Source organism: Erythrobacter fulvus, assembly GCF_028595285.1.
Classification (GTDB): Bacteria; Pseudomonadota; Alphaproteobacteria; order Sphingomonadales; family Sphingomonadaceae; genus Erythrobacter; species Erythrobacter fulvus.
In genome coordinates, this window is the sequence record NZ_JAQQXQ010000013.1 from 32,048 (window position 1) to 57,684 (window position 25,637).

General features: G+C 66.2%; 21 protein-coding genes and 1 tRNA gene. 9 read left to right on the forward strand and 13 right to left on the reverse strand.

The genetic code is table 11. The annotated features are described in order from the left end of the window. Nucleotides 1-137: 137 nt before the first annotated feature. On the forward strand, nt 138-491 hold the full coding sequence (locus OIK40_RS13950; protein ID WP_273678968.1) for a GntR family transcriptional regulator: 354 nt from the start codon (nt 138-140) through the stop codon (nt 489-491). Nucleotides 492-702: 211 nt separating this feature from the next. Further along, complete coding sequence (locus tag OIK40_RS13955) at nt 703-984, forward strand: integration host factor subunit beta (RefSeq protein WP_273678969.1); 282 nt, start codon at nt 703-705, stop codon at nt 982-984. A 103-nt stretch (nt 985-1,087) separates the two neighbouring features. On the opposite strand, the gene OIK40_RS13960 is transcribed toward OIK40_RS13955, so the two are convergent. Then, entirely contained in the window at nt 1,088-2,779 is a 1,692-nt protein-coding gene (locus OIK40_RS13960) for a cation:proton antiporter domain-containing protein (RefSeq protein WP_273678970.1), read from the reverse strand. Between the two features lie 105 nt (nt 2,780-2,884). Between OIK40_RS13960 and OIK40_RS13965 the strand changes: the two genes are divergently transcribed. Both OIK40_RS13965 and OIK40_RS13970 read left to right on the forward strand, forming a co-directional pair. Continuing rightward, a tRNA-Leu gene (locus tag OIK40_RS13965) sits at nt 2,885-2,966 on the forward strand. 155 nt (nt 2,967-3,121) lie between these two features. Then, complete coding sequence (locus OIK40_RS13970) at nt 3,122-3,763, forward strand: PilZ domain-containing protein (RefSeq protein ID WP_273678971.1); 642 nt, start codon at nt 3,122-3,124, stop codon at nt 3,761-3,763. Nucleotides 3,764-3,775: 12 nt separating this feature from the next. On the opposite strand, the gene msrB is transcribed toward OIK40_RS13970, so the two are convergent. The 4 genes from msrB to OIK40_RS13990 all read right to left on the reverse strand — a co-directional run bounded on the left by msrB (nt 3,776) and on the right by OIK40_RS13990 (nt 8,097). Then, nucleotides 3,776-4,273 carry a peptide-methionine (R)-S-oxide reductase MsrB gene (gene msrB / locus OIK40_RS13975; RefSeq protein WP_273678972.1) on the reverse strand — a complete coding sequence of 166 codons (498 nt, stop codon included), beginning with the start codon at nt 4,271-4,273 and terminating at the stop codon, nt 3,776-3,778. Between the two features lie 77 nt (nt 4,274-4,350). Next, complete coding sequence (locus tag OIK40_RS13980) at nt 4,351-5,706, reverse strand: cytochrome P450 (protein WP_273678973.1); 1,356 nt, start codon at nt 5,704-5,706, stop codon at nt 4,351-4,353. Between the two features lie 103 nt (nt 5,707-5,809). Further along, nucleotides 5,810-7,090, reverse strand: coding sequence for an ABC transporter permease (locus tag OIK40_RS13985; protein ID WP_273678974.1), 1,281 nt, complete (start codon nt 7,088-7,090; stop codon nt 5,810-5,812). Beyond that, nucleotides 7,087-8,097 (reverse strand): ABC transporter ATP-binding protein, encoded by a 1,011-nt coding sequence (locus tag OIK40_RS13990; protein ID WP_273678975.1) that lies wholly within the window; start codon nt 8,095-8,097, stop codon nt 7,087-7,089. Before OIK40_RS13990 ends, OIK40_RS13985 begins: the two co-directional genes overlap by 4 nt. 46 nt (nt 8,098-8,143) lie before the next feature. Between OIK40_RS13990 and queG the strand changes: the two genes are divergently transcribed. After that, on the forward strand, nt 8,144-9,196 hold the full coding sequence (gene queG, locus OIK40_RS13995; protein WP_273678976.1) for a tRNA epoxyqueuosine(34) reductase QueG: 1,053 nt from the start codon (nt 8,144-8,146) through the stop codon (nt 9,194-9,196). Here the strand turns inward: queG and OIK40_RS14000 are convergent. The 5 genes from OIK40_RS14000 to OIK40_RS14020 all read right to left on the reverse strand — a co-directional run bounded on the left by OIK40_RS14000 (nt 9,189) and on the right by OIK40_RS14020 (nt 17,991). Further along, nucleotides 9,189-10,433 (reverse strand): NAD(P)/FAD-dependent oxidoreductase, encoded by a 1,245-nt coding sequence (locus tag OIK40_RS14000; RefSeq protein WP_273678977.1) that lies wholly within the window; start codon nt 10,431-10,433, stop codon nt 9,189-9,191. The two genes, queG and OIK40_RS14000, sit on opposite strands and share 8 nt — an antisense overlap. 83 nt (nt 10,434-10,516) lie before the next feature. Next, complete coding sequence (locus tag OIK40_RS14005) at nt 10,517-15,244, reverse strand: NAD-glutamate dehydrogenase (protein WP_273678978.1); 4,728 nt, start codon at nt 15,242-15,244, stop codon at nt 10,517-10,519. Between the two features lie 141 nt (nt 15,245-15,385). After that, complete coding sequence (locus tag OIK40_RS14010; RefSeq protein ID WP_273678979.1) at nt 15,386-16,381, reverse strand: LLM class flavin-dependent oxidoreductase; 996 nt, start codon at nt 16,379-16,381, stop codon at nt 15,386-15,388. Then, nucleotides 16,378-17,247 (reverse strand): tetratricopeptide repeat protein, encoded by an 870-nt coding sequence (locus tag OIK40_RS14015; RefSeq protein ID WP_273678980.1) that lies wholly within the window; start codon nt 17,245-17,247, stop codon nt 16,378-16,380. Before OIK40_RS14015 ends, OIK40_RS14010 begins: the two co-directional genes overlap by 4 nt. Nucleotides 17,248-17,256: 9 nt before the next feature. Then, nucleotides 17,257-17,991 carry an alpha/beta fold hydrolase gene (locus OIK40_RS14020; protein WP_273678981.1) on the reverse strand — a complete coding sequence of 245 codons (735 nt, stop codon included), beginning with the start codon at nt 17,989-17,991 and terminating at the stop codon, nt 17,257-17,259. A gap of 81 nt (nt 17,992-18,072) precedes the next feature. On the opposite strand from OIK40_RS14020, the gene OIK40_RS14025 reads away from it, so the two are divergent. From OIK40_RS14025 to OIK40_RS14040, 4 genes are all read left to right on the forward strand, one after another. Then, a complete protein-coding gene (locus OIK40_RS14025; RefSeq protein ID WP_273678982.1) occupies nt 18,073-19,737 on the forward strand; it encodes an alkaline phosphatase D family protein in 1,665 nt (554 codons plus the stop codon). 178 nt (nt 19,738-19,915) lie between these two features. Then, entirely contained in the window at nt 19,916-20,569 is a 654-nt protein-coding gene (locus tag OIK40_RS14030; protein WP_273678983.1) for a hypothetical protein, read from the forward strand. Between the two features lie 356 nt (nt 20,570-20,925). Further along, the gene (gene thrS / locus OIK40_RS14035) at nt 20,926-22,914 is read left to right on the forward strand and encodes a threonine--tRNA ligase (RefSeq protein WP_273678984.1); all 1,989 of its coding nucleotides are present in this window, start codon (nt 20,926-20,928) and stop codon (nt 22,912-22,914) included. 9 nt (nt 22,915-22,923) lie between these two features. Continuing rightward, complete coding sequence (locus tag OIK40_RS14040) at nt 22,924-23,667, forward strand: TSUP family transporter (protein WP_273678985.1); 744 nt, start codon at nt 22,924-22,926, stop codon at nt 23,665-23,667. On the opposite strand, the gene OIK40_RS14045 is transcribed toward OIK40_RS14040, so the two are convergent. The 3 genes from OIK40_RS14045 to OIK40_RS14055 all read right to left on the reverse strand — a co-directional run bounded on the left by OIK40_RS14045 (nt 23,664) and on the right by OIK40_RS14055 (nt 25,635). Further along, nucleotides 23,664-24,404, reverse strand: a complete 741-nt coding sequence (locus tag OIK40_RS14045) for a DUF1223 domain-containing protein (RefSeq protein ID WP_273678986.1) — start codon at nt 24,402-24,404, stop codon at nt 23,664-23,666. The genes OIK40_RS14040 and OIK40_RS14045 overlap by 4 nt on opposite strands. A gap of 70 nt (nt 24,405-24,474) precedes the next feature. After that, nucleotides 24,475-24,609 (reverse strand): hypothetical protein, encoded by a 135-nt coding sequence (locus tag OIK40_RS14050; protein ID WP_273678987.1) that lies wholly within the window; start codon nt 24,607-24,609, stop codon nt 24,475-24,477. 36 nt (nt 24,610-24,645) lie between these two features. Continuing rightward, nucleotides 24,646-25,635 carry an agmatine deiminase family protein gene (locus tag OIK40_RS14055; RefSeq protein WP_273678988.1) on the reverse strand — a complete coding sequence of 330 codons (990 nt, stop codon included), beginning with the start codon at nt 25,633-25,635 and terminating at the stop codon, nt 24,646-24,648. Between the last annotated feature and the right edge of the window lie 2 nt (nt 25,636-25,637).

Genomic DNA, 25,637 nt, shown 5'->3' on the forward strand with positions numbered 1-25,637 from the left:
CGGTCCCATGGGAGCGCAACCTAGCGACTCAATCGCCTGTGTGAAGCTTTTGTTTCGGGTGAAACCGTATCTGACCCAAACTTGACGCGCATGGCTGTATTATGGCACTGATGCACCTCGCAAGGGACACTGAGATCATGAACCCCAACCGCCCAAGCTCGAACAGGCCCGTCTATCTCAAGCTGCGCGACCAGATTGCCGCTGCCATCATCGACGGCGATTATCCCGAAGGCGCAATGCTGCCGTCGGTGCGCGCACTGGCAGCCGAACAGGGCGCCAATCCGCTGACCGTGGCGAAGGCCTACCAGCAGTTCCAGAACGACGGACTGGTCGAAGTGCAGCGCGGGGTCGGCATGTATGTGGTGAAAGGCGCGGCCGAGCGCTTGCGCGCCCGCGAGCGCGAGTCCTTCCTGCGCGAGGAATGGCCCGATATCCGCAGCCGGATGGAGCGGCTCGGGCTCGATCCCGTGGATCTGGCGGTATCTTCCTGAATTCTTGGCAAGCTGGCTATTGTGCGCATTGCACAACCCTGTGAATTCTGACAATCTGTTCATCTTGGTATCGAACGGGATTGCATCGCGCCCGATGCCGGGACTAAAGGGGGGCGCCTTTCGGGTCGGAGGCGAGTTGAGGAAACCGCGGGTTTATCCCGCATGCGGCGTCATATGGCGGAATACCGTCCATGAACGTCGGGAGAGCGCCATGATCAGATCCGAATTGTTGCAGGAATTGCACAAGGACAACCCCGACCTGCGTAGCGAAGAAATCGAGCAGGTCGTGGATATCTTCTTCGATGAAATCGCCCAGCGACTGGCCGAAGGCGGCCGGGTGGAGCTGCGCGGCTTCGGAGCCTTCTCTACCCGCGAACGCGAGGCCCGCAGCGGCCGTAACCCGCGCACCGGGGAAACAGTCGACGTTCCGGCCAAGCGCGTGCCTTACTTCAAGGCCGGCAAGGAAATCCGCGAGCGTCTCAACCAGGGCTGACGCACGCCGGGCGGGCAATGTTCGCCAAATGTTTCACGTGAAACATTGCCCGCACAGTTCCGGCATGGCGCATTCCGGTTTGCGAAGCACGCCGAAGAACCTTTCAGGCTGCCTCCAGCGCGGGTGAATCGGCGTCATCGGCCCAGCCCGACGACGCCAGCCGGCGTTCCCGGCCGAGCGCCGCGAACACCAGATCGGCCAGCCGCTCGTGTCCGCCCTCGGGCGCGGTATCGACCGCGACCATCCCCAGTGCAGCAGCCTCTTCCACGGCATCCCTGCCTGTGAGAGCGATCACACGCGAGATCCCCGGCAGCCGCTCCTCCACCAGCGGGGTCAACTCGCGCGAGGCGGCAAGGCTGCCGGTCGCGACCACGATAATCTCGCGCCGGCCCATCCCGATCGCGTCCCAGCTGCGCGGATCGGCCGGGTTGGCCTGATGCACGTGGTACCCGTCGGCGAGCGCCATCTGGAAACGGTCGTGACCGGGTTCCAGCGCGAGATAGCCGATGTCGTTGAACGCCAGCGCGTCCGCCACCGCACGCCCCGCAGCGGTCATGCCGATGATCACCACCGGCGCATCGTCGCCCGCCAGCTTGGCGTCGGGCGGCCCGGCGCGCAGGCGGCCCGCCAGCTTGCGCCCGATATTCGAAACCGGCGGGGTGACCGCCAGGCTGATCGCAATGGCCGTTACCATCGTGGAGATCAGACGCGGCTCCACCAGCCCCGCCACCGCCGGCAGCGCCAGCAGCACCAGCGTGAACTCGCTTCCCTGACCGAGCAGGAATCCGAGCTGGATCGAACCCGGCACCGACCAACGATTGACCAGCGCCGCCACGACATTAAGCGCGCATTTCAATGTGATAAGGCCCGCAGCGGCCAACACCACCCACAGCCAGTCCTGCACCAGCGCGGCAGGATCGATCCCCAGTCCGACCGAGATGAAGAAGAAACTGAGGAACAGCCCGCGAAAGGCGTCGATCTCGGTCTGCACCAGGATGCGATAGCGCGAATCCGCCACCGCCATGCCGCCGAGAAACGCACCGAGCGTGAGAGAAAGCCCCGCCATCCCCGTCGCCCAGCCCGCAGCCAGCGCGATGAACAACGCGGTTGCGGTGTAGACCTCGGTCGTGCCCGCGCGGGCGATCAGGCGGAACAGCGGCTCGGTCAGATAGCGTGCAAACAGCACCGCGATGACGAAGGCGGCCAGCGCCTTGGCTCCGGCAAGGCCCAGCGCCGGCAGCAACGCGCCGCCGCCCGCCAGCGCGCCTGCGGCCACCAGCAGCAGGATCGCGGCAATGTCCTGAAAGATCAGGATCGCCTGTGCCGCGCGGCCGACCGGACAATCCTCCTGGTCGCGCTCGCGGATCAGGCCGATCACCACTGCGGTTGATGACAGACCGAGTCCGAAACCGGCGATGATCGCGAAAGCAAGCGGCAGGCCGAGCGCCGCCAGCAGCGCGGCAAAGGCCCCGCCCGATACCAGCATCTGCAAGGCGCCGAAGCCGAAAATATTGCCCGCTTCGGCCCGGATCCGCCCGAGCGAGAAATGCAGCCCGAGGTTGAACAGCAGGAACATCACACCCGCTTCAGCCATTGCGGCAACCAACGGCCCGCTGAAATCCTGCGCCATGCCGAGGCTCGCCAGCCCCAGCCCCAGCCCGATATAGCCGACGATCGGATTCAGCCGCAGCGCGCGGCTGGCCAGCGCCGCGCCGATGCCCAGACCAAGCAGCGTGATCGCCGGCTGGATCGTGGCGACCACCGAATGCGCGCCATCAACTGCCTCGCCTGCCATTTGTGCGCCCCTGTCTTGCGAATGCCGTTGGTGAAATGGGGCTTTGCATGCGCGCTGGCAAGCTCTGGCGCTAGCAGGGCAATCTGTGGCAAGGGCCTGTCCCATGCGGGCGTGGCGGAATGGTAGACGCCGGGGACTTAAAATCCCCTGAGCTTTGCTCGTGCGGGTTCGAGTCCCGCCGCCCGTACATCCGGCCCGTGGCCGTCCAACCTGACGGAAACCGCAGGGCTGCCATTATCCACCGCTTAACCTGTTGCACTTACTGCTTTGTCTTAATCATGGGACACACGCGCCCCCTTGTTTCCGCCCGGCGGGAGCAAGGCCGCGCAAGGCGATACGGGCATGGGCAAGGCTGCGAATACCGTACAGCTGCAGGAAGGGCCGGATCCGGCGGGCGCGGAACAGCGGGCCGCGCCGCGTTTCACCTTGCTGATCCGCGCCGCCAAACTGGTTTCCGCGCAGGGCGAATTCGTCTGCGTGATCCGCGACGTGTCGGAAACCGGAATCAGTGTGCGCCTGTTCCATGGCCTGCCGGGTTGCCAGCAGTTTGAGCTGCACATGCCCGCCGGGGCGGTCTATCTGGTCAACCGCGTGTGGCACCGCGACAACGAAGCCGGTTTTGCCTTCGATGCCTCGGTCGATGTCGCGCGGCTGATCAACGAATCCGGCGAATATCCCAAGCGCGGCTTGAGGCTCGGGCTGTGCTTCCCCTTGCGCGTGACCACGCTGGCGGGGAGCTGCGAGGGGGTGGTGGAGAACCTGTCCCAGCAGGGCGCGCGGTTCGAATGCGACGCCTTGCTGGCAATCGATCAGTCGGTACGAATCGAATTGCCGGATGCGACCGGCGCGATGCGCGAGGTGCGGGCCAAGGTGCGCTGGCGGCGCGGGAAGTCTTACGGGGTGGTGTTCGACGACACGTTCACGCTCGGCGATTTCGCCCGCCTCGCCGCGCGGCTGCAAGCCCCGGCGCTACTGGAACATTAAGTCGCGGCCCCGTCAGCCAAGCGTGAATGTCAGCGCCAGCCCGTTGATGCAGTGGCGCTTGCCGGTGGGCTTCGGCCCGTCCCCGAAAATATGGCCAAGATGTCCGCCGCAATCGGCGCAATGCACCTCGGTGCGCGGATAGCCGATCTTGTAATCGGTGCTGGTGCCCACGGCGCCCTTGTCGATCGCCTGCCAGAAGCTCGGCCAGCCGGTGCCGCTGTCATATTTGTGCTCTGACGAATAGACCGGGTTGCTGCATCCCGCACAGCGGAAAGTGCCCTTGCGCTTTTCGTTGTTGAGCGGCGAGGTGAAGGCGCGCTCCGTCCCGGCTTCGCGCAGGATGTAATATTGCCCTTTGGTCAGCACGCGGCGCCATTCGGCCTCGCTCCGGCGGACAGGAAAATTCCCGGTCTGGGCCTCGGCCACGCCGCAGGCGGTCACCAGCGGCAGGGCCGCGCCGATGCTCGCGGCAGAGAGCAGATTGCGGCGGGAAATTACGGGCGTGCGCATGGTGTGGTTCCGGGTCGTCATGCCTTCAAATACGCACGAAACGCCCCGGAAGTTTCACACCGATCCGCATCCTGCGTTCAGAAGGTCGTGACCTCGACCTCGAGCTTGCGGAAGCCGTGGACGAAATTGGCCCGCACCCGCTCGACGTCGCCCGCAACATGGACGCGCATCCGGCGCTTGTGCATTTCCTCAAGCAGAACCCGCAGCTGCAGCTCGGCCAGCCGCGCGCCGACGCAGCGGTGGATGCCGTAGCCGAACGACAGGTGCCGCCGCGCATTCTCGCGGGTGATGTCGAGCTTGTCGGGGTTGTCGAACACCTCCTCGTCGCGGTTGGCGGAGAGGTACCACAGCACCACCTTGTCGCCTTTCCTGATGGTCTGGCCGAACACCTCGGTATCCTCGGTGCAGGTGCGACGCATGTGGGCCAGCGGGGTCTGGTAGCGCAGGCATTCCTGCACCGCGTTGGGGATCAGATCGGGGTTTTCCTCGAACAGCTTTCGCTGGTCGGGGAACTTGTCCATCGCATGGATGATCCCGCTCATGGTGTTGCGGGTGGTGTCATTGCCGCCGACGATCAGCAGCACGAGATTGCCCATGAATTCCTCGGGCCGCATCTGGTTCATCGCCTCGGAGTGGAGCATCATCGAGATGAGATCGTTGCCCGGCTCCTTGTCCATCGTGCGCTCGATCCACAGCGACTGGAAATAGGCGCCCATTTCCTGAAGGAAGCTCCAGCGCATCTGGTCCATTTCGCGCACGGTGGCGAGTTCGGTGTCACCCGCCCAGTCCGACCATAGGGTCAGCAGGCGGCGGTCTTCCCACGGGAAGCCGAACAGGATCGCCAGCATTCCGGTGGTCAGTTCGATCGAGACCTTGTCGACCCAGTCGAACACCTCGCCGCGCGGCAGGCTGTCCAGCAGATCACCGGTGCGCTGACGGATTTCAGCTTCCATGTCGGTGACTGCCGAAGGCGTGAACTTGGGCGCGACGGTGCGGCGCTGGCCGGTGTGCTGCGGGCGGTCCATGGCGATGAACATCGGCAGCTCGCGGGTGTCGATGCCAGAGGCTGCAGCCTCTTCCTCGGTCAGGCGGTTGAGAATCGTGATCCCGCCATATTCCCAGCTCGACGAGAAGGTTTCAGGCAGCGCTTCGATATGCTGGATCGCCTTGTGGCCCACCACCGCCCAATAGGGGCCGAGCGGGCTTTCAGGGATGTAGTGCAGCTGGCCGGCCTTGCGCATCTCGGCGAAGATCGGTTGCCAGGTATCCTCGAAATAGATGTCGGAGCGGCTGACGTCCCACGGGTGCGTGTGTTCAAGCCGCTGTTCGGGATGCGCGGCGAAATGCGCCTTCAGGGCATCGTAAGCGGTCGGTTCGCGGCGCACCTGAGGGCGCTGCACACCCGGGTTTGCTGGGGGCGCGATTGTAGCCATGTCTCTCTCCCGTCCGGCGACCTCGTCCTGAAGGGTCGCTCTGGTCCGAATCGCATCCTGCCCTAACTGACAGCGATGTCAATAGTGGGTTGCGAAACGGAACCTATTCAGCCGGTTCGGCCGTGCCGGAGTTGCGGCGGGCGAACCAGCCGCGGCACACGCGGCCGGCACCGCCCGACTTCATCACCCGCTTGCGGAACAGCAGCGATCCGCCCTTCACCAGCGCCAGCACCGCCAGTGCCTGCCATGCCAGAGCCAGCGCATGGGTCCACAGCTGCGGCTCCATCGCCGCACGCGCCAGCATCGCGAAGGGCGAGGATAGCGGGAAGACAATCGCCGCCATCTCCAGCCCCGAACCCGGCTGCTTGATAGTGTAGGCGGCAAGGAAGAACACCATCAGCTGCATCATCGTCACCGGCATCGACAGCGTCTGCACCTCGCGCACGGTATTGGCCATCGCCCCGATGGTCAGGAACAATGCGCCGAGCAGCAGATAGGCCATCGCGAAATAGGTGATGCCGAGCGCGATGAATAACGGCCAGCCGACCGCAGGCGCGGGCAGGCGTGCAGGATCGAAACCGCTGGTGGCGGTGATCGCATCGCTGCCCACGCTCCACATCGCGAATCCTGCAAGGCCCCACACGGCGATGCCGACGAAGGACACGCCAAGCATGGCGAACAGCTTGCCCGTGAACACTGCATCCATCGGGATCGCCGCGGCAAGGATTTCGATGATCTTGTTGGCCTTTTCCTCGACAAGATTGGACAGCACCATCCCGGCAAGCAGCATCGTCAGCAGGAACAGTAGCATCTGCGCGACCTGCGCGGTCTGGATCCGGCTGGAACGTTCCGCGGCGGCGCTGGTGGTGACGATCGCTTGCGCCACTTCGGGGAAGGCGGTCGGCTCGGCGCTTTGTGCATGGCCCGCGATCAGCCCGACCGGGCCCTGCCAGCGGCGCACCTGCCCTTCGGTGCCGACCAGTTCGGGGCGGGCAAGCGTGCCGGTGAGGATGGCGGCGTAATTGCCGCGCCGCGCTTCCATGAAAGCCCGCGCATCGAAATCGGGATCGCCTGCTGCCTCGGGCACGTCGCGCAAGGCGGGCAGGGCGCCGCCCAGTTGCGGGATCAGACGCTGGCCCGCCGCCCGCATCGCCGCGTTTTCCTGCGGCGACATGGCAAGCCCGACCTCGACGCTCACCGACTCGCGTTGCACCTCGCCGCCGATCGCGCCCGCAAGCCCGCCGACGAATACCGGAAACAGCGGCCCCAGCAGGAAGAACAGGAAGGCGCGGCTCAGCAGCACGGCCAGAAAATCGCGCCGGGCGATGACCCATGCGGCTTCAAATGCGGAAAGCCGCGGACGGAGGGTTTCTGCCGGGTTCATGCGCGTTCCTCCGCCTGATCTGCCTCGAGCTGGCGCGCGGCCGCCTCGCCCGCGATCGCGACGAAAGCATCGTGCAGCCCCGCACGTTCGATCGACAGCGACAGGATCCCCGCCTCGCCTTCGATCAACCGGCGCAGCAGCGGCTCAACCCCGGTTTCGGGCAGCGGGAACTGGAAGAAATCGCCGTTGCGGCGGGTCTCGGGCGGCAGGGCGGAAAGCCACGCCCCCTCGCGCGCTCGCGTCTCCAGCCGCACCTGCGCCGGAATCCGGTCGCGCGCCGACTCGACGCTGCCGGCATAGGGAACCTTGCCCCCGGCGATGATCGCCACGCCTTCACACAGACGTTCGGCATGGTGGATCACATGGGTCGAGAAAATCACCGTCACGCCTTCGTCCGCCAGCGCACGGATCATCATTTCAAGCTTGCCTTGATTGATCGCATCGAGGCCCGAAAACGGCTCGTCCAGCACCACCAGCTTCGGGCGGTGGACCAGCGTGCCGAGCAGCTGCACGGTCTGCGCCATGCCCTTGGACAGCTGGCGGATCTGGCGATCCGCGGCGTGCCCCAGGCCGTGGCGTTCAAGCAGTTCGACCGCGCGCCTGCGCCCTTCCTTCAGCGGCAATCCGCGCAGCGCGCCCATGAAGGCGATGGCGTCTATCGCCTTCATTGCCGGATAGAGCCCGCGTTCTTCGGGCAGGTAGCCGATCAGGCGGCCGATATCGTGCGGACGATCATGCCCGAACACGCGGCGCACGCCTTCATCCGGATCGATGATGCCCAGCAGCATGCGCAGCGTCGTGGTCTTGCCCGCGCCGTTCGGCCCGAGCACCCCGTAGATCGCGCCTTCGGGCACGGAGATGTCCACGCCGTCCACCGCGCGGGTGCCGTCGAAGCTTTTCACCAGCCCCTTGGCCTCGATTGCCAGCGGGCGCGCATCATCGGGAATGGTGGTGAAACCCGTCCCGCGATTGCCCGGAAGATTCTGTTCGCTTACCGCCATGTCCATGCCTTACGCGGTTAGCGCGCCAGATTAAACGGGAGCCTCCCCAAGTATGGTTAATGCCGCTGAAACAGCAGGCCTTAACGAAAGGATCGCAGCCCAGGCGCGCGCGCTGGGCTTTGCCGCCTGCGGTTTTGCGGGCGCGGGCGAAGACCCGCTGCGCAGCGCCCGGCTGGAACAATGGCTGGGCGAGGGGCATCACGGCAGCATGGAATGGATGGAGACGCGGCTTGACCACCGGCGTTCGCCGCAGGGGCTGTGGCCGGAAGCCCGCAGCGTCATCGCGCTCGGCATGAGTTATGCCCCCGCGCATGATCCGCTGGCACTGGAAGATTCGTCCGAACACGCGCGGATTTCGGTCTATGCGCAGGGGCGCGACTATCACGATGTCGTCAAGAAGCGCCTGAAGGCGCTCGCCCGTTGGTTGGTGGAGCAAGAGCCCGAAGCGCAGGTGAAGGTCTTTGTCGACACCGCGCCGGTGATGGAAAAACCGCTGGGCGAGGCGGCGGGGATCGGCTGGCAGGGCAAGCACACCAACCTCGTCAGCCCGACCCATGGCAGCTGGCTGTTTCTGGGCGCAATCTACACCACGTTGGAACTTGCCCCGGCGCAAGCCCATCGCGACCAGTGCGGTTCGTGCCGCGCCTGCCTTGATGCCTGCCCGACAGATGCCTTCCCCGCACCCTACAGGCTCGATGCGCGTCGCTGCATTTCCTACCTCACCATCGAGCACAAGGGGCCAGTGGCGGAGGAATTCCGCAGTATGCTGGGCAACCGCATTTACGGCTGCGACGATTGCCTTGCAGTGTGCCCGTGGAACAAGTTCGCTTCCGAAGCCCAGGCGATCCGCGAATTCCTGCCCCGCGCCGAACTGGTCGCGCCGCGCCTTGGGGAGCTGCTGGCATTGGACGATGCGGGCTTCCGCGCGCTGTTCTCGGGCTCTCCGATCAAGCGGATCGGGCGCAACCGGTTTGTGAGGAACTGCCTCTACGCGGCGGGCAATAGCGGCAATGCGGCGCTGATCCCGCAGGTTGAGGCGCTGACGGGTGATCCCGATGCAGTCGTGGCCGAGGCCGCAGATTGGGCGCTGGCAAGGCTCAGATAAGGTCCTTCAGCGGCACTTCGGGATCGGCCAGCAGAGCGGCATCGATCCTGCCCGCCCCGCTTTCCAGCAATTTTCGCGCCTGCACATAATCCTTCATCGTGCCTACGCAGTCGAAAGCGATGGGCTTGCCGTCGCGCAGATAGACCACGGTGAATTTCCGCGTCGCCGGATCGCCGCGCAGGATCGTCTGGTCAAAACCGAGGCTGAGGCCGGCTGTCTGCAGCTTCAGATCATACTGGTTCGACCAGAACCACGGCAGCGCGTTGTAGGGCTCTTTCTCGCCCATGATCGCCTTGGCCACGGTGTTCGCCATGTCATGCGCGTTCTGCACCGATTCCAGCCGGATGACGGCATTGTCGGCATAGGGGTTGGCGTGGGCGGCGCAGTCGCCGATGGCGTAGACATCGTCCAGCGTGGTGCGGCAGCAGAAATCGACGTCGACCCCGTTCGATCCCGCCGCGCCCGCCGCGATCAGCGGAGCGACGGCAGGGACGATGCCGATGCCGACCACCACCATGTCGCACGGCACCTCCTCGCCATTGTCGAGCCGCACACCGGTGACCTTGCCCTGATCCTCGCCCAGCACCGCGCTAACGCCGGTTTCGAGCCGCACGTCGACGCCTTGCCGGCGGTGTTCCTCGGCATAGAAGGCGGACAATTCCTCGCCCGCCACGCGTGCAAGCAGGCGGGGCAGCATCTCGACCAGCACGACCTCGCAGCCGAGCTTGCGCAGCACCGCCGCTGCTTCGAGCCCGATATAGCCGCCGCCGATCACCACGGCGCGCCTCGCGCCGCCGGACAATGCCTGCATCATCGCATCGGCGTCGGACTTGTCGCGCACGTAGAATACGCCCGGCAACACCGCGCCCGGCACCGGCAGGCGGCGCGGATCGCCGCCGCCCGACCAGATCAGCTTGCGGTAGGTCACCGTGCTGCCGTCCGACAGGGTGATGCGGTGCGCGTGAGGATCAATCGCGGTCACAGCCGCGCCCAGCTTCAGATCGATGCCCTTGTCCGCCCAGAACTTTTCGGGCCGGATCATGATCCGTTCGAAGCCTTTGTCGCCGGCGAGATATTCCTTCGACAGCGGCGGGCGCTCGTATGGCGGCGCGTCGTCGCGTCCGATCATCAGGATCGAGCCCTCGTGCCCCTGCTGGCGCAGCGCGATTGCCGCCTGCGCACCGCCGTGGCCGGTGCCGACGATGACGATGTCGGCGTGGTCGGTGGTAGATGTCATTGCCTGCCTATGCCCTTCCGGCTGCTTTGGGCCTTTGATGTGCCGCAAACAGCCGGAGGGTCAACCCGCCAGAAGGAAGAGTGCTACCGTTCGAGCAGATTGCGCGCCTGACTGGCGATCTGGGCCAGCATTGCCGGGCCAACCGGCGGGCGGGCCTGTGCGCGGGCGACCATGCTGCGGAACTGCACCACCGCGCCGGCATTGCGATCCGACCATTCGTCCACCCGTGCGCGGGGATCGTCCTTACCGGTCTTGCGTTTCATCAGACGACGCAGGAAATCGAGCCGCATCTGCTGGAAATCGCGCGCGAGGCCGGACACCAGCAACCGGTCCCACACGTCGGACGGCGACATGTGCGCGGCGATGCCCTGCGCCCAGTCGAGCCCCAGCCGTCCGCCGATATCGGTGAAAGCGTGGGTCAGCAGCTTGGCGTCGATCCCGGTTTCCAGCGCCAGTTTGGCAAGGCCCACCGCTCCGTCGAAATCGAACAGGTTGGCGACCCGCGCCGCCAGCGCATCGGTCGCTCCGGCGGCAACGAAGCTCTGCCGCAGCTCGCGCGAACGCGCCCGCGGTTCGGCGGCGAGCAATTCCTCGCGCGCGGCGGCAAGCAGACCGACCCCGGTTTCCAGCTCGCCGATCATGGTGCCCGCCGCGACCTTGCCGGATGCCGTGCGCAGCACGTCGGACATGAGGTTGCCCACCGCCGCTGCCAACCGATCGAACAGCGCGAGGCGCGCGGCTTCGGGGATCGCGGCCTCGTCAAGCTCGCGCCACAGCGCATCGAGCCCGAACAGCCGCTCGGCCACCACGAAAGCACCCGCGACTTCGGCAAGGCCGACGCCTTCTTCCTCCGCCAGCTCAAAAGGATGCACCATGCCCAGCCGGTTGACGATGCGGTTGGCAAGGCTGGTCGCGATCATCTCGCGCCGCAGGCGGTGGCTACGGATCTGCGCGGCGAAAGGCTTGCGCATCGCGGTGGGGAAGCGGGCCAGCAGCATCGGCTCCAGCACCGGATCGTCGGCCAGACTGCTCGCCTCGATCGCGTCCTGCAGCGCCAGCTTGGCCGAAGACAGCAGCACCGCCAGTTCGGGACGGGTCAGACCATGGCCGTCGGCGGCGCGGCGCATCAGCGTCTCGCCGTCGGCCAGCCCTTCGGTGCGACGGTCGAAATCGCTGATTTCCTCCAGCCGCTCGATCAGACGGACGTAGGACGCCGTCGCGGTGGCTCCCCCGGTCTCGGCAACAGACAGCGCCAGTGCCTGCAAGCGGTTGTCCTCGAGCACGATCTCGCCGACCTCGTCGGTCATCGCGGCGAGCAGCGTGTTGCGCTTCTTTTCGGTCAGCTTGCCTTCGCGCAGCGCCGCGGCGAGCGCGATCTTGATGTTGACCTCGTTGTCCGAACAATCGACCCCGGCCGAATTGTCGATGAAGTCGGTGTTGATGCGTCCGCCATTGAGCGAGAAGGCGATGCGCCCGGCCTGCGTCACGCCAAGGTTCGCGCCCTCGCCGATCACCCGCGCACCGACTTCGCCTGCATCGATGCGCAAGCCGTCATTGGCCGGATCGCCGACCTGGATGTTGTTTTCCTGGGGCGCCTTCACATAGGTGCCGATCCCGCCGAACCACAACAGGTCCACCTGCGCGCGCAGGATCGCGGAGATCAGCGCCTCAGGCTCGATCTCCTTGTCGGCGATGCCCAGCAATTCGCGCGCCTGCTTCGACAGCTTGATGCTCTTCGAAGCGCGGGAGAACACCCCGCCGCCCTTGGAAATCAGCGCCTTGTCGTAATCCTCCCAGCTTGAACGCGGCAGTTCGAACATGCGCTTGCGCTCTTTCCAGCTGGCCAGCGGATCGGGCGAGGGATCGATGAAGATGTGGCGGTGATCGAAGGCCGCGACCAGCTTTATCGCCTTGGACAGCAGCATGCCGTTGCCGAACACGTCGCCCGACATGTCGCCGCAGCCCGCGACGGTGATGCTGTCCTTCTGGACGTCGATCCCCATCTCGCGGAAGTGGCGCTGCACCGAAACCCACGCGCCGCGCGCGGTGATGCCCATCGCCTTGTGGTCATACCCGTTCGATCCGCCGCTGGCGAAGGCATCGTCCAGCCAGAAGGCGCGCGATTGGGCGATGCCGTTGGCGATGTCGGAGAAGGTCGCGGTGCCCTTGTCGGCGGCGACCACGAAATAGGGGTCTTCCCCGTCGGTCACGGTCACGCCCTTGGGATGGACGACTTTGCCCTCGACGATGTTGTCGGTCACCGACAGCAGCGTGCGGATGAAAATCTCGTAGGACGCACGGCCCTCGGCGGCCCAGGCTTCGCGGTCGAGCGCAGGGGATGGCAGCTGCTTGGGATAGAACCCGCCCTTCGCGCCGGTCGGCACGATGACGGCGTTCTTCACCCGCTGCGCCTTCATCAGTCCGAGGATCTCGGTGCGGAAGTCGTCGCGCCGGTCCGACCAGCGAAGCCCGCCGCGCGCCACCGCGCCCGAACGCAGGTGAATACCCTCGACCCGGGTCGAATAGACGAATATCTCGCGCCACGGCACCGGCTTGGGAAGGTTCGGCACAAGGTGGCTCTCGAGCTTGAACGCCAGTGCCTCGGCGGCGGCGGGGGCAAAGGCATTGGTGCGCAGCACCGCGCCCACTACCGCACGATAAAGGCGCAGCAGACGGTCGTCGTTAATCGCCGTGACTTTCGCGAGGCCGCGGGTGAAGGCGGCTTGCGCGGCGGCAAAAGCCTCCTCGCGGTCGCCTGCGAAGGCCGGATCGTGACGCGCGACGAACAGATCGATCATTGCCCGCGTCACCTGCGGCGCGCCAACCAGCGCGTCGACGACGGTGTAGATAGTGTAGCTGACCCCGGTCTGGCGCAGGTAGCGGTAGATCGCGCGCAGCCAATTCGCCTCGCGCGGGGTAAGCCCGGTGGCAGCGACCAGCCGGTTGAAGGGATCATCCTCGGCCGCGCCGTTGGACACGTCGGCCATGGCCTGTTCGATCAGCTCCGCGCGCGCCAGCAGCGTCCCCGCATCGAGCCCGGCGGGCACTGTGAGGATGAAATCGTGGATCGAACCCAATGCCGGATCGGCCAGAAAGGTCGGCACTTCGGCGGCTACGCGGAAGCCGAAATTCTCCAGCGCGGGAACCGCATCGGACAACGCGAGCCGCGCACCAACGCAGTAGATCTTGAGCCGCAGCGTGTCGGCGCCGTCGCTGTCCATCCGGTAGAGGCGGGTGGCGCGGGCCGGGCGCGTATGGGGCGCACCGTCCTCGCCCTCGCTCTGCGCCAGCTTGCGCAGCCGGTCGATATCGCGCGCGGCTTCGACCGGGCCGTAGGTCAGGCGGTAACCTGTCGGGAAGGCAGGGGCGTAGCGCGCGGCGAGCGCGGCGGCGCGGCCGTCTTCCTCGCCTGCGGCAAGATGGGTTTCGACCGCCTCGTTCCAGCCGCGCAGCAGATCGACCAGCTCGGCCTCGATCTTCACCGGATCGGGCAGGGTGTCGCAGGTCCGCACGTCGATCAGGAACCGCAGCAGCGCCAGATTGCTGCCTTCAACCTCAAGGCTCCAGTCTAGCAGACCGGCGCCCGGCGCTGACAGCAGCATGGCCTGGATCTGCAGGCGGACATCGGTGGAAAGCTGATCGCGCGGGAGCCAGACGAAGGCGAAGACGTGCCTTTCGAGCGTCGAACGCAGCATCACCAGACGCGGGCGCGGACGGTCGATCAGCGCCATCTTGGTGGTGGCGAGTTCGGCAATGCGGCTACGTCCGAAGGCGATCAGAAGATCGTTGGGGAGCGAGGTGAAAGCATGCACCAGCGCCTTGCCGTTGTGGCCGGCGGGATCATAGCCCAGTTCCTCGATCAGCTCGGCCACGGCGCGGCGCAGCACCGGCACTTCGCCCGGGCGCGCGTTGAGCGCGGCGCTGGTCCACAATCCGGCATGGATCGACAAGGCGGCGATCCGCCCGTCCTCGCGCAGCGGGACAATGAACAGGTCGAGCGGGCTGGCCCGGTGGACGCGGGCATGAACGTTGGACTTGATCACCAGCAGCGTGCGCGGGTTTCCTTCGGCCTCGTGGCGGTCGAACCAGTCGAACGCCCGTTCGAGCGAAACCTCGGCCAGCAATTCGCGCGCCGAGCTGCGGCAGATGCCGAGCACCGCGTCCTCGCGCCCGTCGCGATAGCGGGTGAGGTGGCCAAGCTGGGTCAGCATCCCGCCATTCAGCCAGCCGAGCAGCGCGCCGGCTTCTTCGTCGAGGGCAGCGGCGCGGGCAGCGTCCTCGCCCATCGTCGCCTGCATCGCGCTCCAGTCGCCAACCGCGGCGCGCACATCGGCGAGCGTGACTTCCAGCGCTTCGAGCAATTCGCGGCGCTGGCGGGCATCGACGCGCGGGGTTTCGACATAGATCAGCGATTCGCGTGCGCCTTCGGCCGGTTTTACACCGGGCTTGCCCAGCGCGGTGACGGTGCCCGCGGCATCGCGTGCGACCGTGGCAACAGGGTGCAGCAGACGGTCGATCGCGAGTCCCTGCGCAGCGATGGTCGCCGCGACCGAATCCACCAGAAAAGGCATGTCCTCGTTGATCACCGCGATCCGCAGGCGGCGACGCTCGCCCGTCTCGGATTCGATGTGCACCAGCGATTCGCCCGGCTTGCGGGTCTTTGCCGCGACGAGCAGGTAATCCGCGGCTTCGTCCAGCTCGGCCGCGCCCGGCGGCAGATCACCCGGCAGCAGCGAGGCTTCGAGATGCGCCCGCAGCGCGCCTTGCAATGATTTGCCTGCGGAACTGGCGGTTTTCGTGGATCCCTTCATCGGTTCCTGCCCATCCTGCTTCCCGGCGTGTGGCTGCGTCGATAATAAAGCGCAGCAATATTATTATGCCGGATTGTTGTTATCGTGTCTGGCGCGATACGCCTTTACCCCCACCCCCTGCAAGCGCGATCATTGCGGATCTCACGCCGGAACGGCGTTTTCGCAGGCCTCCATCGTCAGTTCGAGGCTGCGGATCCGGGCTTCGGGATCATAGGTCGCTCCGCACAGCATGATCTCGTCCGCACCGGTCCGCTTGACGAAGGCGGCGATCCCCTCTCGCACCTGTGCCGGAGTCCCCACGGCGGCCGCCTGCCCGATATGGGCGAGCATCGCCTGCGCGCTGGCGGGGAGCGTGTCGGTGTAATCGGCCACCGGCGGCGGCAGCTTGCCGGGTGTGCCGGTGCGTAGCCGGACGAAGCTTTGCTGCTGGCTCGACGCGAGCAGCCGTGCCCCGGCCTCGGTGTCGGCGGCGAAGACGTTCATCGCCACCATCACATGCGGACGATCAAGCGCTTCGGAGGGCTGGAAATCGCGGCGGTAGAGCGCCAGCGCAGCATCGAGATGGTCGGGCGCAAAATGCGCGGCGAAAGCATAGGGCAGGCCGAGCTTTGCGGCGAGGCTGGCCCCGAACAGGCTCGATCCCAGCATCCACAGCTCTACCTTCGCGCCCAGGCCGGGGGTGGCATGGATCGGCAGATCGATGTCCCCCGTCAGCAGCGCGCGCAGTTCGACCACGTCCTGCGGGAAATATTCGGCGGCCTGATGCAGATTCTTGCGCAGCGCCCGCTGCAATTCCGGCCCCGCCCCCGGCGCGCGGCCCAGCCCCAGATCGATCCGCCCCGGGAACAGCGCGTCCAGCGTCCCGAACTGTTCGGCAATCTGGAACGGGGTGTGGTTGGGCAGCATGATCCCGCCCGATCCGATGCGGATCGTGCTGGTGGCATTGCCCACATGCGCCAGCACCACCGAGGTCGCCCCGCCCGCGATCCCGTCCATCGCGTGATGTTCCGCCACCCAGAACCGCTTGCAACCCACCCGTTCGGCGGCGCGGGCGAGTTCGGCGGTGGCGGTGAAGGCTTCGGATAGCGTGCCGCCTTCGCGCACGGGAACGAGATCGAGGACGGAAAAGGTCGTCATGCGGGCGGCTCCTCTTCGGGTGCGGGAACGGATGCGTTGTCCGGCGGGCCGAGCTGGCCGAGATAGTCGCGGGCGGTCGCCGCGGCGAGGCTTTCGGGTTGCAGATCGATCACCGATTGCCAGCTTCCCCGCGCCGCTTCCTCGCGGCCGGAAAGGACGGCGATCACACCGGCTTCCAGCCCGATTTCGGGATTGCCGGGCGCGAGGCCCGCGGCCTTTTCGATCGCTTCCTGCGCCAGCCCCAGCCGTTCCAGCCTCCGCAACAGCGTCGCCTTCAGCAGCCAGCCTTCGCTGCTTTCGGGCGCGAGCGTGGTCGCAGTGTCGAGCGCCGCCAGCGCGTCTTCGCCGCGCCCCAGGCTCACCAGCACCCGCGCCCGGTCAATCGCGGCGAGCGCCTGCAACGGCGCGGAAGCGGCGGCGCGGGCATCGGCCTCGGCCTGATCGAGCAGGGCGAGCGCACCTGCCGCATCACCGCCGGCCAGCGCGGCGTTGCCCGCCATCGCGGCAAAGCGCGCACGGGCACGCGGCTCGTTTGCCGGGGTTTCGTCATGCGCGGCGATAAAGGCGGTGCGGGCGTCCTCCCACAGGCCCAGTTCGGTCGCTGCCGTGCCGAGACAGTGATTGGCCAGCACCCGGTCGGCCCCGGTGGTTTCGCTGCGGCGGATCTGCGCCATGGTATGCGCGCGCGCCGGGTCTTCGGTCAGCCGGTCGAGACAGGATTGCAGCCATACGCTGGCGGGATCGATCATGTCCTGCGCGCGCGCCTCTACACGCGGCGGCCGGTCGCGCACCAGATCATCATTGGCCATCGCGCCGCCCATGGGATCGGGACCGACCTGAAGCAGCAGGGCAAGGATCAACGGCACACGGGCGTCCTATTCGTAGAAACCGGCCACAAGGGCCTTCAGCAAGGCAATGTCGCTTTCCCGCGACAGGCGGTGGTCGCCGTCCTCTACCAGCGTAACCTGTACGTCGTCCGAACGCAGCGCCGCCTTGAGCCTGAGGCTGATCTCCCACGGCACATCGGCATCCCGCTTGCCGTGGATCAGCCGCACCGGGCAGGTAATGTCGATCTGGCGTTCCAGCCGCAGATGGCATTCGGCATCGGCAAAGAAGCCCGCGTGGGTCGGCGTCGGTTCGGGGCCGTAGGGATTGGGTTCGTAGATCGTCTCCCCCGCCGCAAGCTGCGCGCGCTGTTCCTCGCTGTAACCCCAGCGGGTGAAATCGGGCGCGGGGGCGATGCCGATCAGCCCGGCAAGGCGATGCCTGAGGTGTTCGGCCACCAGCAGCATCAACCACCCGCCCATCGAGGAGCCCGCCAGCACCACCGGCCCGCTGACATAGGACGCGACCAGCGCCAGCACCTCGTCCCGCCAGCGCGACAGCATGCCGTCGGCGAAATCCCCGTCACTTTGCCCGCAGCCCGAATAATCCAGCAGCAGACAGGCACGTCCTTTTTCCTGCGCCTCGGCGAACAGCGCCGTCGCCTTTCCGCCAGCCAGGTCGGACATGTAGCCGGGCAGGAACACCAGGCACGGGCCACTGCCATGGGTGTAGCGGAAGGCAATCCGGCGGCCGTCGTAAAGGGTGTGGTGCATCACTTCGCTCATGCAGGGCACCATGCCTTGCGCGGGGCGCGGGACGCAAGCATTGTCACGCAAGCGCAACGCGAGAGGATTACCCGCACAGTCATGATCAAGACCGACCCCGCCGCCCAGCCGGCCCCCTCCGCCACGGCGCTGACCCGCCGCAGCCTGTTCACGCTCGCAGGTGCCTCGGCGGCGCTGGCGGCAACACCGCTCGCCGCGCGCAGCTTCGGCACCGGCTTCACCCACGGGGTGGCGAGCGGGGAGCCGGGGGTCGACAAGGTTATGCTGTGGACCCGCTTCGTGGGCGAACAGACCACCGATCTGGAATGGCAGGTGGCCGAGACCGAGGATTTCGCCAGCCCTGTCGCCGAAGGCAGCGCCCGCGCCGAGGCGGGGCGCGACTGGTGCGCCAAGAGCTGGGCCGACGGGTTGATGCCCGGGCGCTGGTATTTCTACCGTTTCATCGCCCCCGACGGCAGCATGTCGCAGGTCGGCCGCACACGCACCCTGCCCGAAGCGGGCACGCAGAGCTTCAGGCTGGCGGTATTTTCCTGCTCCAATTACGGGTTCGGCTGGTTCAACGCATATGGTCACGCGGCCGAGGCCAACGACGCCGACCTTGCGGTGCATCTGGGCGATTACATCTACGAATATGGCGCGGGCACCTATCCCGATCCCAAGGATGCCGACCACGCGCGCGTGCTCGAACCGGCCAGCGAGATCGTGACGCTGACCGATTACCGCCTGCGCTATGCCACCTATCGCGCCGATCCCGATTGCCAGCGCCTGCATCAGGTGCTGCCGATGATTTCGGTATGGGACGATCACGAAAGCGCGAACGACAGCTGGAAGGACGGGGCGCAGAACCATCAAAGCGATACGGAAGGCGAATGGGCCACCCGCAAGGCGATTGCCAAGCGCGTCTATCGCGAATGGATGCCGGTGTCCGACGAGGTCTACACCACCTACCAGATCGGCGATCTGGCGACCCTGTTCAAACTCGACACCCGGCTTGAAGGACGCGACCAGCAGCTCGATCTGGGCAAGGTGCTGGCCGGCCAGAAAGACCCCCAGGCTGCGATCGAGGCATTGAACCGCGTCCGCGAAGGCGACTGGGCCAATCCCGAACGCCAGCTGCTTGGCGCGGCGCAGGAAGAATGGCTGGCCGAAGGTCTCAAGGCCTCCACCGCAAGCGGCACCGCGTGGCAGGTGCTGGTGCAGCAGGTGCTGATCGGCAACCTGCGCTCTCCCGCCAGCCTGATCGGCCAGATCGGCAGCGGGATGCCCGATTACGTCCGCCGTCGGCTGATGGCGGCAGCGGCGGCGAGCCAGGCCGGTCTGCCCTCCAACATGGATGCGTGGGACGGCTACCCCGCCGCCCGCGAGCGGGTGTTCAAGGCCGCGCTGGAGGCCGACGCCAACCTGCTTGTGCTGGCGGGCGACACGCACAATGGCTGGGCCTTCGAGCTGGCACAGGACGGCGCGAAGGTGGGTGTCGAACTGGGGGTGTGCTCGGTCAGCTCGCCGGGGTTCGAGAGCTACCTGAGTTTCTTGCAGCCCGACACGCTGGCGCGCGCGCTGGTGGAGGAGAACGACCAGCTGGTCTGGGCCGACACGGCGCAGCGCGGCTACATGGTGGTGGAATTGACTCCGTCGCGTGCCGTGACCGAATACCGCTTCACCGGCAGCGTGAGGCAGCGTTCGGCAAAGCTGGCGGGGACAAAACGGATCGGAACCGAGAAGGGTTCGTCCGCGCTGGAAATCTAGCTAGTCGCGGCTGAAGATCGCCTCGATCGACAGGGCAAAAGGCTAGACTAATCAGAGCGTTTGTGAAAACGTTAAGGGCTGTCGCTTGCCCGGCGGGGTTGGCTATGCGCGTTTTTGGTGCGGAGCGTTTAGGATACGCTTGGACACCTCGGTCTCTTTGTTCTGATTGGTGTCTGTCATGAAAGACCCTTTTGAGTTTCAGCCCGGCTATGTCTCGCCACTCACAGACAAAGAGCACGCGACAATCGGTCGGATTGCGATCCTGTGGGGGCAAATCGAAAACAGCGTCGACGATTTGCTGCCACACATTTCGGGCCTCACGGTTGCACAGCTTGAGGCACTTCAGCTTTTTGGCAAGCCCATGAACCAGAAAATCACGTTTCTGAAGAGCAGCGCCAAGGCATTTCCTCATGAGCCATACAAGAGCCAAATAATCGTTCTTTGCACCCTTGTGGACGAGACAAAATCAAGCAGAAACCATGTATTTCATGGAATGTGGGGCTGGCGAGGCGACGAGAAGACGAAGCGGGTCTTCCCAGCAGCACGCAAAGGCGAAAATCCCGAAGCCCCGTTCCCCGCGTCAAAACTGCCAGCCCTAGAAAAGAAGTTGTGCAAGTGCGCTAGGCTGGGGCACGATCTTGTTTGCACCCTTGTTCTCGGACAGCTGGAACGCCATCGTCAGTCTAGGTTTTTCCATCATGGTGCCGAAGGGGACGTCCCAGAATGGCTTCTGCAATGGTCGCAACGAAATCCCTGGCCTCATGACGACCCGGATCAAATCTCTCCAATAGGTCAGCTACCGCGTCGACCCTCGCTGTATCCCGAGCGATAACGTCCGCTCGGGATGGCACTGGGTGTATCAGCGTTATTTGACTGATTTTCCATATGCTTTGACAGGCATATAATGGCCAGTCACCTTTCCGCGCCCTCCCGCTCGCGGGCTGGGGTAATGACATCGCAATCCTGCCTCGCTATATCCGCGCCATGGCCAAGCTGACCGCCACCACCCGCACCACCACTACCCGGACGACTATCCGGGGGCGGCGGCGCGCGGGGTAAGCCCCGGCAGCCCGCCGCCCGGATCGGGGCGGCGCGGTGTCCTTCCCGAACCGACAATCGTGCAACACCGCTCTTCCGGTGCGTAGTCCTTTGTCCTAAGGCGCGCCCAAACCAGACGGAATTGCGACAATGACCGAACTGCTCAAGATCAGCCTGCCCGACGGATCGGTGCGCGAAGTGCCTGCCGGATCGACCCCGGCGGACATTGCCGCCGCGATTGGCCCCGGCCTTGCCAAGGCGGCGCTCGCGGCGCGGGTGGATGGCGAGCTGCGCGACCTTAATCGCCCGTTCGAAGGCGACGCCGAACTTGCGCTGGTGACGAGCCGCGACGAGGCGGAGGCGCTCGAACTCGCGCGCCATGACTATGCCCACGTGCTGGCCGAGGCGGTGCAGGCGCTGTTCCCCGGCACGCAGATCACCTTCGGCCCCGCGACCGACGACGGCTTCTATTACGACGTGAAGGCGCCCGACACGCGCGAGCCGTTCAGCATGGACGATCTCCCCGCCATCGAGGACAAGATGCGCGAGATCATCCGCGCCGACAAACCGCTGCGCCGCGAGGTGTGGAGCCGCGAGGACCTCATCGCCAAGTGGTCTTCCGAGGGCGAAACCTTCAAGGCCGAATGGGCGAAGGAACTGCCCGAGGGCGAGGAGCTGACGGTCTACTGGAGCGGCAACGACTGGCTCGACATGTGCCGCGGCCCGCACTTGCCTTCGACCGGCAAGCTTGATCCCGATGCCTTCAAGCTGATGCGTGTCGCGGGCGCATACTGGCGCGGCGACCAGCGCAACGCCCAGCTGACGCGCATCTACGGCACCGGCTGGCTCAACAAGAAGCAGCTTAATGCCCACCTCACCCGGCTGGAAGAGGCGGCCAAGCGCGATCACCGCAAGCTGGGCCGCGAGATGGATCTGTTCCACCTGCAGGAAGAGGCGCACGGCAGCGTCTTCTGGCACCCCAAGGGCTACCGCATCTGGCGCGAGCTTGAAGCTTACATGCGCCGCAAGATGGACGGCGCAGGCTACCGCGAGATCAAGACCCCGCAGGTGATGGACGCGCGCCAGTGGGAACAGTCGGGCCACTGGGGCAAGTACCGCGAGAACATGTTCGTCATCCCCGACGAGGTGCCCAATACCGAGGACGGTGCAGAACTCGTCTCCAAGGATGCCGAGTGGATGGCGCTGAAGCCGATGAATTGTCCGGCGCACGTGCTTGTCTTCAAGCAGGGCATCACGTCTTACCGCGACCTGCCGATCCGCCTCGGAGAGATGGGCTGCTGCCACCGCAACGAACCCCACGGCGCGCTGCACGGGCTGATGCGCGTGCGCCAGTTCACGCAGGACGATGCGCACATCTTCTGCACCGAAGCGCAGGTCGTGTCCGAAGTGCAGGCCTTCATCGCGCTGGCCGATTCCGTCTATCGCGACTTCGGCTTCACCTATGACATCAAGCTGGCGCTGCGGCCCGAACAGCGTTTTGGTTCGGACGCCGACTGGGACAAGGCCGAACAGGAACTGCGCGATGCTTTGACGGCGAACGGGCTGGAGTGGGAAGAGCTGCCGGGCGAAGGCGCATTCTATGCCCCCAAGCTCGAATGGCACCTCACCGACGCGATCGGGCGCACCTGGCAAGTGGGCACGATCCAGTCCGACCGCGTGCTGCCCGAAAGGCTCGATGCGCATTACATCGGCGAAGATGGCGAAAAGCACCGCCCCGTGATGCTCCACCGCGCGATCTTCGGTTCCTATGAACGCTTCATCGGCATCCTGATCGAACATTTCGCCGGGCGTCTGCCCGCGTGGCTCGCGCCGGTGCAGGCGGTGGTGGCGACGATCGTTTCGGACGCCGACGGCTATGCAAACGATGTTGCCGCGCAGCTTCGGGCGGCAGGCATCCGGGTCGAGACCGACACCCGCAACGAGAAGATCAACTACAAGGTGCGCGAACACTCGCTGGCCAAGGTTCCGCACCTGCTGGTGGTCGGCAAGCGCGAGGCCGAGGAAGGCACCGTCGCGGTGCGCACGCTGGGCGCGGAGCACCAGAAGGTGATGCCGCTGGCCGATGCCATCGCGATGCTGCGCGCCGAAGGCACCCCGCCCGATCTCGTTGCGAACTGACGCATACTGATGGACCTGCTGGCGGGCTTCACCGCGTGGCAAATCGCGGTGGCCATCGCCGCGGCGCTGGGCGCATCCTTTGTGCGCGGGCTGACGGGTTTCGGCATGGCGATCCTGCTGGTGCCCGTGCTGGCGCTGGCGCTACCGCCGGTTGCCGCAGTGGTGATGGGCAATTGCCTGTCGCTGCTGATCGGCCTCACCGAACTGCCCCGGCTGGTGCGCGAATCGGAACGCAGCGCCTGGACGATCTCCGCTTTGGTGGTGCTGGCGACCCCGTTCGGACTTTTGGCGCTGGCAGCGACGGGTGCGGACGTGGCGCGGCTGGTGATCGCATTGATCGCCTGCAGCGCCTTCGTCGCGATCCTGCTGCCGCGCCGGAAGGAAGGCGTGCCCGGGCGGCTGATGACGGGAGCTGTCGGCATCATCAGCGGCTTGATGACGGGCTATGCCGGGATGCCGGGACCGCCGGTGGTGCCCTATTATGCGGGTCGCAACCTGCCGCGCGTCACCATCAAGGCCTCGATGCTGCTGATCTTCACCTTCGCTGCTGCGGCCGGGCTGGTGGCTGCCGGCTGGATGGGACTGCTGCGCGGCGAGCTTGCGCTGTTTGCGCTCTTCCTGCTGCCGGTGATCCTGATCGGCAACCGGATGGGCATGGCGGTGTCGGGCCGGATCAGCGATCCGGTATGGCGTACGGCGGTTGGCCTCGTGCTGGGGGCCGCCGCAGGCGGAGCGCTCCTTCGCCTGCTCTAGAGCCAGCGCGCCGCCAGCACCCGGCCGCCGCCCGGCTCGCGCAGCACCAGCGCATGGGCATCGGCGTCCGTCGACGACAGCTGGTCAGGCCCGATCACCAGGCTCGCCTTGCCGCCGCGCCAGTCGGCGATGCGTCGCTCGTCCTTCAACACGTTGACATATTCCACCGCACGCCCGCCGTTCTCGCCGCGCCCGATCGCGACTTCGGCCCGGCGCCTGACTGCAATCAGCACCAGTTCCGCCGGACGCTCCGCAGCTCCCGCGATCCCGACCGCAAAGCGCTTGTCCCCGATTGCACGCACCCGCAGCGCCGCGCCGCCCGTGCCGCCATGACGTGCTATCCCGCGGGCGATGGCGTCCTGATGCGATCCGACCGCCCCGAAGCGCCCGTCGATCACCAGTTGCGGGGTGTAGACCCCGTTCTGCCCCGCCAGCCCGGCCTTGGCATAGGCGCGCTGCAAGGCGGTGTTTTCCTCACGCGCGAGAGTGTCTTTCCAGCCGAGCCGGTCCCAATAGGTCACCGGGCGGGAGATCACGACAAGGGCCGGATCATCGGCCAGCTTCGCCGCCAGCCGGTCGGCCGGGGGACAGGACGAACAGCCTTGGCTGGTGAACAGTTCGAGCAGCACCGGCTCTCCGGTAGCGGCAGCGGTGGTCGTGGTGCCCGATACAGGGGCAAGCGCCAGTCCCGCCAGCCCGGCAGCGGCGGCGAGGAGAGCGAGCAAAGGCTTGTGCAAGGGGCGTTCCTTTCCGGTGAAGTCTCCGGAAAGGTTCGCCCGATCGGCGCGAAAGGTTACGCGGGACCGCTTAGAACGGTAGCGGCTGACGCGCGAGGATCAGCGCAGCAGCGCATCCGAGCACAATGAGGCTGCGGAGCGCATCGACCGGATCGAGGCGGGCAAGGCGGGCCGCAGGAGCGGCAAGAGCGATGGCGCGGTTCATAGCCTGCACCATCACCCCTTAATCCCTAACGAAGGGTTAAACCCGCGGTGCTGCGGGCATCTGCTGGCTGGCGCAGTGGAAGCCGCCGCCGCCTGCCAGCACCGCTTCGCCCGGCAGGCCGACGGTATCCCGGTCGGGGAACAGCGCGGCGATAGCGGCGACACCCTCGGCATCGTGCGGGCTGCCGAAGGTCGGCACCACCACCAGATGCGAGGTGATCGCGAAGTTCACGTAGCTCGCCGGTTCGATCACCCCGTCCCGTTCGATCCGTCCGGGCGAGGGGATACGCACCACCTCGACCCCGAAGGCCTCGGCGCGCGCGGCGGCATCGGCATAGATCGCGGTGTTGGGATCATCCTTGCCGGTCGCTTGCGGCACCACCAGCCGGTTCGGCCCGACAAACCGCGCGAGGTTGTCAACATGCCCGTCAGTGTGATCGTTGATCAGGCCCTCACCCAGCCACAGCACCCGCGCAAAGCCGAGCCGCGCGGCCAGTTCACCCTCGATATCGGCGCGGGTCATGTGCGGATTGCGGTTGGGATTGAGCAGGCATTGTTCGGTCGTGGCGACCAGCCCGGTGCCATCGCCGTCCACCGCGCCGCCTTCGAGGATCATCGGCGCGCTCTCGATCGCAAGCCCCGCATCGCGCGCCAGTTCAGCGCCGATCTCCATGTCGCCGGGCATCAGATACTTGCCGCCCCAGCCGTTGAAGCCAAACCGCCGCGCGCTGCGCGTGCCGTCATCCTCGAACACCACCAGCGGGCCGGTGTCGCGCAGCCAGACATCACCATAGACCCGCCGTTCGAGTGTGACCTTGCTGCTCACCAACTGGCGCGCGCGGTCCTCGTTGGCCTCGTCGCGCACCAGCAGGCGCACCTGCTGGCCGCTTTCGGCCACGGCGCTGGCGAAGGCCGCCATCTGCTCCTGCGCCGGTTCGAGCCAGCCCGGCCATTCCTCGGCCAGATGCGGAAAACCGATCCACAGCCAGTCCTGAGCGGCCCATTCGGGCGGCATGATCGCGGTCATGC